Annotated in this window: 8 protein-coding genes; 6 read left to right on the top strand and 2 right to left on the bottom strand. The window is 65.5% G+C overall.

Going from position 1 to position 7,471, the window contains the following annotated elements; genetic code table 11:
* Nucleotides 1-141: 141 nt before the first annotated feature.
* The 3 genes from LWH48_RS06720 (at nt 142) to gloA (ending at nt 2,594) form a co-directional block, all read left to right on the top strand.
* The gene (locus LWH48_RS06720) at nt 142-348 is read left to right on the top strand and encodes a hypothetical protein (RefSeq protein ID WP_232911970.1); all 207 of its coding nucleotides are present in this window, start codon (nt 142-144) and stop codon (nt 346-348) included.
* 37 nt (nt 349-385) lie between these two features.
* The gene (locus LWH48_RS06715; RefSeq protein WP_232911969.1) at nt 386-1,969 is read left to right on the top strand and encodes a GMC family oxidoreductase; all 1,584 of its coding nucleotides are present in this window, start codon (nt 386-388) and stop codon (nt 1,967-1,969) included.
* Between the two features lie 91 nt (nt 1,970-2,060).
* Nucleotides 2,061-2,594: a lactoylglutathione lyase gene (gloA, locus tag LWH48_RS06710; protein WP_232911968.1), complete on the top strand. Its 534-nt coding sequence runs from the start codon at nt 2,061-2,063 to the stop codon at nt 2,592-2,594.
* A gap of 83 nt (nt 2,595-2,677) precedes the next feature.
* On the opposite strand, the gene LWH48_RS06705 is transcribed toward gloA, so the two are convergent.
* Both LWH48_RS06705 and LWH48_RS06700 read right to left on the bottom strand, forming a co-directional pair.
* Nucleotides 2,678-3,784, bottom strand: a complete 1,107-nt coding sequence (locus tag LWH48_RS06705; RefSeq protein WP_232911967.1) for a histone deacetylase family protein — start codon at nt 3,782-3,784, stop codon at nt 2,678-2,680.
* Nucleotides 3,785-3,899: 115 nt separating this feature from the next.
* The gene (locus tag LWH48_RS06700; RefSeq protein WP_232911966.1) at nt 3,900-4,808 is read right to left on the bottom strand and encodes a complex I NDUFA9 subunit family protein; all 909 of its coding nucleotides are present in this window, start codon (nt 4,806-4,808) and stop codon (nt 3,900-3,902) included.
* Nucleotides 4,809-4,939: 131 nt separating this feature from the next.
* Here LWH48_RS06700 and LWH48_RS06695 point away from each other — a divergent pair, with 131 nt between their 5' ends.
* The 3 genes from LWH48_RS06695 to sufB all read left to right on the top strand — a co-directional run bounded on the left by LWH48_RS06695 (nt 4,940) and on the right by sufB (nt 7,463).
* Nucleotides 4,940-5,278 (top strand): zinc ribbon domain-containing protein YjdM, encoded by a 339-nt coding sequence (locus LWH48_RS06695; protein ID WP_161432604.1) that lies wholly within the window; start codon nt 4,940-4,942, stop codon nt 5,276-5,278.
* 205 nt (nt 5,279-5,483) lie between these two features.
* A complete protein-coding gene (locus LWH48_RS06690) occupies nt 5,484-5,948 on the top strand; it encodes an SUF system Fe-S cluster assembly regulator (protein ID WP_161432605.1) in 465 nt (154 codons plus the stop codon).
* A 72-nt stretch (nt 5,949-6,020) separates the two neighbouring features.
* Nucleotides 6,021-7,463, top strand: a complete 1,443-nt coding sequence (gene sufB / locus LWH48_RS06685; protein ID WP_232911965.1) for a Fe-S cluster assembly protein SufB — start codon at nt 6,021-6,023, stop codon at nt 7,461-7,463.
* Nucleotides 7,464-7,471 lie beyond the last annotated feature (8 nt).

Raw genomic sequence — 7,471 nt, 5'->3', positions numbered from 1 at the left:
CTCCAGGGCGACCTTGGCCTTCAGCTCCGGTGAGTGGGTGTTACGTTTCTGTTTCGACATCTCTGGTCCCTTCGAAATCGGCCTCGGCATATCTTAAACCAGTGTCTTGATTTCAGGGTCCACTATAAGCACCTGGCTCCCTTGGCCGGTACACCCTTCTTCGAGACCATCCGTGGCGATGCCGTGGTTTCTCTCTACGACAATCCCCTGGCTTTCGCCCACTTCGGTTATCAGGGGGCTGAGGGCGATGGTGGCTACCTGACCAAAGGGTTCAATGATCTCACCTGGCTGCCTGATCCACCGCAGCCCCAGGGTGGCTATCTGCCCTTCGAGGAACCGACGGCCTGACGCGGACCAGAACAACAACGCATGTGGAGACGCCAAGATGGCAATGACCGATAACCAGAAGACCTTTGCCCATGACGATGACAGCGTCGTTGTCGTGATCGGGTCCGGGGCTGGGGGAGGCACCCTGGCCAACGAACTGGCTCAGCAGGGCATCAATGTGGTGGTCTTGGAGGCTGGCGCCCTGCACACCACGGCCGACTTCCTGGCCGACGAGTGGGCTTCCTTTGCTCAGCTCGCATGGCTCGACACGCGCACCACCTCTGGCAGTTGGCGACTCGCCAAGGACTTTCCGAACCTGCCGGCCTGGATCGTCAAGGCAGTGGGTGGGACCACGGTTCACTGGGCAGGCGCGAGCTTGCGCTTCCAGCCTCATGAATTTGCGGCTCTCTCGACCTATGGGGACGTCGCGGGGGCCAACCTGCTCGACTGGCCACTCACCTACGACGACCTGGCACCCTATTATGACCGTGCTGAACAGCGCATGGGGGTGACCCGCACTAACGACAACAAGGGGCTGCCTGGCAACAACAACTTCAAGGTGATGTACAACGGAGCGAAGAACCTAGGCTACTCATGCAACACCGGGCACATGGCCATCAACAGCGCGCCCCGCGATGGACGTGCTGCCTGCCAACAGCGGGGCTTCTGTTTCCAGGGCTGCAAAACCGGCGCCAAGTGGTCGACTCTCTATACCGAACTGCCAGAAGGGATTGCGACCGGCCACCTGGAGCTTCGTCCCGAGTCCCATGTGGCACGCATCGAGCACGATGATAGCGGCAAGGTCACGGCGGTGGTCTACTTCGATGCCGACGGCAACGAGCAGCGGCAGAAGGCGCGGTTGGTGGCAGTGGCCGGCAACTCCATCGAAACGCCGCGCCTGCTGCTCAACTCGGCGAGCACGATGTTCCCCGAGGGACTTGCCAACGGCTCCGGCCAGGTGGGACGCAACTACATGCGCCACATGACTGGCTCGGTCTACGCCACCTTCGACGAGCCCGTGCACATGTATCGCGGTACCACCATGGCCGGCATCATCGCCGATGAGTCACGACACGATCCTGAGCGGGGATTCGTGGGCGGCTACGAAATGGAAACACTGTCGCTGGGTCTTCCGTTTATGGCGGCCTTCTTCGACCCCGGTGCCTGGGGACCGCGCTTCACCGGCGCGCTCGACCAGTATGAGAACATGGCCGGCATGTGGCTGGTAGGTGAGGACCTGCCTCAGGAGAGCAACCGCGTAACCCTAAACTCTGACGTCACAGACCGCTACGGCCTTCCGGTGGCCAACGTACATTACGACGATCATCCCAATGACATTGCCATGCGCGAGCACGGCTACCGCCAGGGGGCCGAGCTATACCGCTCGGTGGGGGCTCGGGACATCTACGAGGTGCCACCTTACCCCTCGACCCATAACCTGGGCACCTGCCGGATGAGCGAGCGCCCCGAGGACGGCGTCTGCAACGGATTTGGCCAAGCTCACGAGATCCCCAATCTGTTCATATCGGACGGCAGTCAGTTCACCACCTCGGCGGCGGAGAACCCGACCCTGACCATTGTCTCCCTGGCGATCCGTCAGGCGGAGCATATCGGGGAGTTGATGCAGCGCGGCGCTGTCTGATTCCTTCGTCCCCGGCCTTGGCCGGGGGCGGCTTTTCACAGAAAACTTCCTATTGGCAGCTCGATTTCGAGCAACACGGCAAGGAGATCCCATGAGTTTCACCGGCGAACAACACCCCGGAGTAAAGCCCCCCACCCCTGACTCCGATGGCTTCCGCCTCAACCACACCATGCTGCGGATCAAAGACCCCGAGAAGGCGCTGGCCTTCTATACTCGGGTGTTCGGCATGCGCGTCATGCGCCGCCTCGACTTCGAAGAGATGCAGTTCTCGCTCTACTTCCTGGCCCGCCCGGAAGCCGGCGAGTCGGTACCGGAGGAGAGCGGCGAGCGCACCGTCTGGACCTTCAGCCAGCGTGGCCTGCTGGAGCTGACCCACAACTGGGGCACCGAGAACCAGGATGGGCGCATCTATCACGACGGCAATGCCGAGCCTCAGGGCTTTGGCCACATCTGCTTCAGCGTGCCCGACCTCGAGTCCGCCGAGGCGTGGTTCGACGCCAATGACGTCGAGTTCGTCAAGCGCTCCGACCAGGGCAAGATGAAGAACGTGGTCTTCGTGAAGGACGTCGACGGCTACTGGATCGAGGTGGTCCAGGCGGATCGCCTGGCGGCACTGGGCGACTGAGACCGCCTGCTCCCCGGACCATAGTCAGCCTTGAAGGGGCGCCCCGCTCCCCAAGAGCTCGGCCTTCCTTCCTTACTTCCTACTCAGTCCGAGGCTGGACTCAGGAAGGCGCCGCGATGGAAGGCAGCGGCGGCTTCCACTTCGGCTATCCCGCGCTGCCCGGGCTCCGGCGGCGCCTCTCCGGCCAGCACGCGCAGCACCGCGCTGACCCCGCGTGACAGGGAGATGAGGTTGTAGCCCCCCTCCAGCACAAAGACCAGTCGACCTCCGCACTGCTCCCGGGCCAGGGCCTGGAGGATGCCGGTCATGGCGGCAAAGCCGTCATAGGAAACATTCAAGGCCAGGTCATGGCTGTGGGGATCGAAGCCCGCGGACACCAGAATCAGGTCGGGCCGAAACCACTTCGCCGCGGGAACCAGGATCTCGCGGAACGCCTTGAGGTAGGCGGCGTCACCGGCATCGGCCGGCAGCGGCACGTTGACGTTGGTTCCATCACCGAGGCCTACCCCGACCTCCTCCAGGCTGCCAGTGCCGGGGTAGAAGGGTGCGCCGCGGTGGATGTCGAAGAGCAGCACGTCGGGATCGGCCCAGAAGATGTCCTGGGTACCGTTGCCGTGGTGGGCATCCCAGTCGACGATCATCACTCGCTCGCAGCCCAGTATCGCCTGGGCATGGGCGGCGGCTACCGCCACGTTGTTGAACAGGCAGAAGCCCCGGGCGCGAACCGGCTCGGCGTGATGGCCCGGGGGCCTCACCAGGGCGAAGCTGCTCTCCGCGCGTCCCTCGATCACCGCCTCCACTGCCGCGATCGCCGTGCCGGCGGCCACCTCGGCCGCTTCGACGCTGCCGGGTGACACCGCCGTGGTGTCCACGTCCAGCCAGGCGCTCTTGCCGCGCAGCTGGAAGATGCTGTCGAGATAGGAGAGGGTGTGGACCCGTGCCAGCTGTTCGCGCGTCGCGGCCACGCCCGCCTCGAAGGTCACCCCGGGGACCGGCTCGAGCTCGAGGAAGTGGCGGATGGCAGTCAATCTGGCGGGGTGTTCCGGGTACTTCCAGGGCACCCCGAGACCCGACAGCAGCGAGCGGATTCGCGTGTCCATGCGTCCCGGGAGAAATGGCGCCTCGATATCCGGCTCGTGGGCCAGCATGCGCTCGTCATAGAAGGCGATCACCCGATTCTGGTCGCTCACGGCTGGGGCTCCCTGATGGTCGAGGCCCTACTGGAGGTGGGCCCGCCTCCCCAGCATAGCCGGCCAGGCGGCGCGCTGTCCGACGGGGACGCATATTGCGTCATCCACGGGCCCGTCAGTTTTCGGGCAGGCAGCGCGGCAGGCTGTCATGCAGGGTGCGCGGCACGATGCCGAGGTCGGCGAAGCCCCCAGCGTCCGGGTCGGCCAGGTTGTCGCGGTGCATCAGCAGCACCTGGTCCCGGGTCAGCGGCGGCGAGGGTAGCGGTGAGAGCAGGGCGGCGGCCAGGCGCCAGGCGAGGAAGGGCAGCGGCACCAGCCGCGGATGACGCTCCAGCTGCGCCGCCACCCGCTGGACCAGTTCGCGGTAGCTGAGGATCTCGGGGCCACCCAGCTCGAAGAGTCGGCGCGCCACCGGGCGAGAGCCGCTCAGGCGCACCGCGGCGCGGGCCACGTCGTCCACATGCACCGGCTGCAGCCGGGTGGCGCCTCGCCCGAACAGCGGCACCAGCGGCAGGCGTACCAGCCGGGCGAGGTTGGCCAGCAGGGCGTCATCGGGGCCGAACAGCACCGAGGGGCGCAGCAGGATCGCCTTGGGCAGCGCCTCGAGCACGGCGTCCTCGCCGGCGGCGCGGGCGCGCACATAGGCGGAAGGGGAGTCGGCGCTGGTGCCGATGCCCGAGACATGCACCAGTCGCGCGATGCTGGCCTCCCGGGCGAGCCTGGCCAGTCGGTCGGCCCCCTCCGCGTGGATCGTGGTGAAGGTCAGCCCCGCCCGGCGCCGCTCCACGTAGAGGCCTACCGCATTGATCGCGGCGACGCTGCCTGCCAGGGCGGCGGCCACCTGACTCTCGTCGCGAATATCGCACGCCACGCTCTCGATGCGGTCTCCGGGCTCGCGCCAGTCGGGCAGGCGCGGGTGGCGCGCGGCGATGCGTACCGCCCGGCCGGCCTCCACCAGCTCGCGCACGATGGCGCGGCCGAGGAAACCGGTGCCACCGAATACCGTGGTCGGGCCCTCCTGCATGCTGCTTCCTTCTCGTCGATCAAGAGCGTCAATCCTGCCAGGCCGGGCCGCGGCCGTCATGTGTCCGCTGGAGACCCGTGTCGCCGCGGTGTACGCTTGGCGGCTTTCCGTCACCCCGTCAGGAGCCCGCCATGAGCGATCTGCCCGTCTGTCCCGCCTGCTCTTCCCCCTATACCTATGAGGACGGCATCCAGTATGTCTGCCCGGAGTGCGGCCACGAGTGGTCCGGGGAAGCGAACGTCGAGAGCGACGACACCCTCCACGTACGCGATGCCAACGGCAACCCCCTGGCCGATGGCGACAGCGTGACCGTGATCAAGGACCTCAAGGTCAAGGGCTCCTCCCTGGTGGTGAAGGTGGGCACCAAGGTCAAGAATATCCGCCTGGTGGAGGGCGACCACGATATCGACTGCAAGGTCGACGGGGTCGGCCCCATGAAGCTGAAGTCCGAGTTCGTGAAGAAGGCATGAGCAGGCTCGGGGCAAGGGTTGCGATAGCGGGCAACAATGAGAACGATAGACGTTCTTGATGCGAATGGTGCCTATCGTGCTGTAAAGCTGCCCCTCTGGCAGGGAAACCGTCTTGCGGGCTTCACATCGAATTCATACAGGACTAAAATGGTCCGCAATCGAGGCACGGTATTCCGCCGGGCCGCTCGCTGACAGGAGGCTCGTCATGCTCAAGCTCTCGCGGCTGACCGACTATGCCGCCGTTGTGATGGCCCAGATTGCCCGTCATCCCGAGCAGCCCCAGGCGGCGGCCGAACTCGCCGAAGCGGTCCAGCTTCCGCATCCCACCGTCAGCAAGACGCTGAAGATGCTGGTCAAGGCGGGGTTGCTGGAGTCGCGGCGCGGTGCCCAGGGGGGATACTCCCTGGCGCGGCCCGCCTCCGAGATCACCGCCATCGACATCATCACCGCCATCGAGGGGCCGGTGGCGATGACCGAATGCAGTCATGCCGAGGGCGACTGTGACCTGGCCGCTACCTGCGGCGTGGCCGACAACTGGCAGCGCGTTTCGCTGGGGGTGCGTACCCTGCTCGGCAGCGTGACCCTGGCCCATCTGGCCAGCGCCTCGCCGATCAAGCTGCCGGTGCAGCTGCCCATCCAGAGCGTGAGCCTGGCCGCCGACACGGCCTGAGCCACTCAAGTTTTATCGGATTCAATCGGCGAGCCCGTCTCGCCGGCCCAACCGCCCGGGAGGGGAGAGATCATGGCAAGTCAGGAAATGGAACAGCTGGTCCGTCGCGACTACAAGGAAGGGTTCGTGACCGACATCGAGAGCGACACGCTACCGCCCGGCCTCGACGAGGACGTGATCGCCTTCATCTCGAACAAGAAGGGCGAGCCGGAGTGGATGCTGGAGTGGCGCCTGGACGCCTATCGCAAGTGGTTGAAGATGACGCCACCCTCCTGGGCGCACCTCGACTATCCGCCCATCGACTACCAGGCGATCTCCTACTTCAGCGCCCCCAAGCGCCCGGAGGATCGTCCCCAGAGCCTCGACGAGGTGGACCCCAAGCTGCTCGAGACCTACGAGAAGCTGGGCATCCCGCTGCACGAGCGCGCCGCCCTTGCCGGCGTGGCGGTGGACGCGGTGTTCGATTCCGTCTCGGTGACCACCACCTTCAAGGAGAAGCTGGCCGAGGCCGGGGTGATCTTCTGCTCCATCTCCGAGGCGGTGAAGGAGTACCCGGAGCTGGTCAAGCAGTACCTGGGCAGTGTGGTACCCCAGACCGACAACTACTTCGCGGCCCTCAACTCCGCGGTGTTTACCGACGGCTCCTTCGTCTTCGTGCCCAAGGGCGTGACCTGCCCCATGGAGCTCTCCACCTATTTCCGTATCAACGCCGAGAACACCGGCCAGTTCGAGCGCACCCTGATCATCTGCGAGGAGGGCGCCCAGGTCTCCTACCTGGAGGGTTGCACCGCGCCGATGCGTGACGAGAACCAGCTGCACGCCGCGGTGGTCGAGCTGGTGGCGCTGGACGACGCCTACATCAAGTACTCCACCGTGCAGAACTGGTATCCCGGCGACGAGGATGGCAAGGGCGGCATCTACAACTTCGTCACCAAGCGTGGCGACTGCCGTGGCGATCGCTCGCGGATCAGCTGGACCCAGGTCGAGACCGGCTCCGCCATCACCTGGAAGTATCCCTCCTGTGTGCTGCGCGGCAAGGACAGCAAGGGCGAGTTCTACTCGGTGGCGGTGACCAACGGTCGCCAGCAGGCAGATACCGGGACCAAGATGATCCATATCGGCGAAGGCAGCCGCTCCAGCATCATCTCCAAGGGGATCTCCGCCGGGCGCAGCAACCAGTCCTACCGTGGCCTGGTGAAGATCGGCCCGCGGGCCAAGGGGGCGCGCAACTTCACCCAGTGCGACTCCCTGCTGATCGGCGACAAGTGCGGCGCCCACACCTTCCCTTATCAGGAGATCGGCAACAGCACCGCCACCGTGGAGCACGAGGCCACCACCTCCAAGATCGGCGAGGACCAGCTCTTCTACTGCCAGAGCCGCGGCATCACCGAGGAGGACGCGGTGAGCATGATCGTCAACGGCTTCTGCAAGGACGTCTTCCAGGAGCTGCCCATGGAGTTTGCCGTCGAGGCCGAGGCGCTGCTCAGCGTCACTCTCGAAGGCTCCGTCGGCTGATCACCCTG

Origin of the sequence: Halomonas sp. G15, assembly GCF_021282295.1 — a bacterium.
Taxonomy (GTDB): Bacteria; Pseudomonadota; Gammaproteobacteria; order Pseudomonadales; family Halomonadaceae; genus Halomonas; species Halomonas alimentaria.
The sequence above is the reverse complement of the archived record's forward strand: the minus strand, read 5'-3'. Positions and strand labels throughout refer to the sequence as shown.

Excerpts from the sequence above, each read along its gene's own strand:
- LWH48_RS06690 (WP_161432605.1), top strand. The coding sequence starts at position 5,484 with ATGCTCAAGCTCTCGCGGCTGACCGACTATGCCGCCGTTGTGATGGCC.
- sufB (WP_232911965.1), top strand. The coding sequence starts at position 6,021 with ATGGCAAGTCAGGAAATGGAACAGCTGGTCCGTCGCGACTACAAGGAA.
- LWH48_RS06715 (WP_232911969.1), top strand. The coding sequence starts at position 386 with ATGGCAATGACCGATAACCAGAAGACCTTTGCCCATGACGATGACAGC.
- gloA (WP_232911968.1), top strand. The coding sequence starts at position 2,061 with ATGAGTTTCACCGGCGAACAACACCCCGGAGTAAAGCCCCCCACCCCT.
- LWH48_RS06695 (WP_161432604.1), top strand. The coding sequence starts at position 4,940 with ATGAGCGATCTGCCCGTCTGTCCCGCCTGCTCTTCCCCCTATACCTAT.
- LWH48_RS06700 (WP_232911966.1), bottom strand. The coding sequence starts at position 4,808 with ATGCAGGAGGGCCCGACCACGGTATTCGGTGGCACCGGTTTCCTCGGC.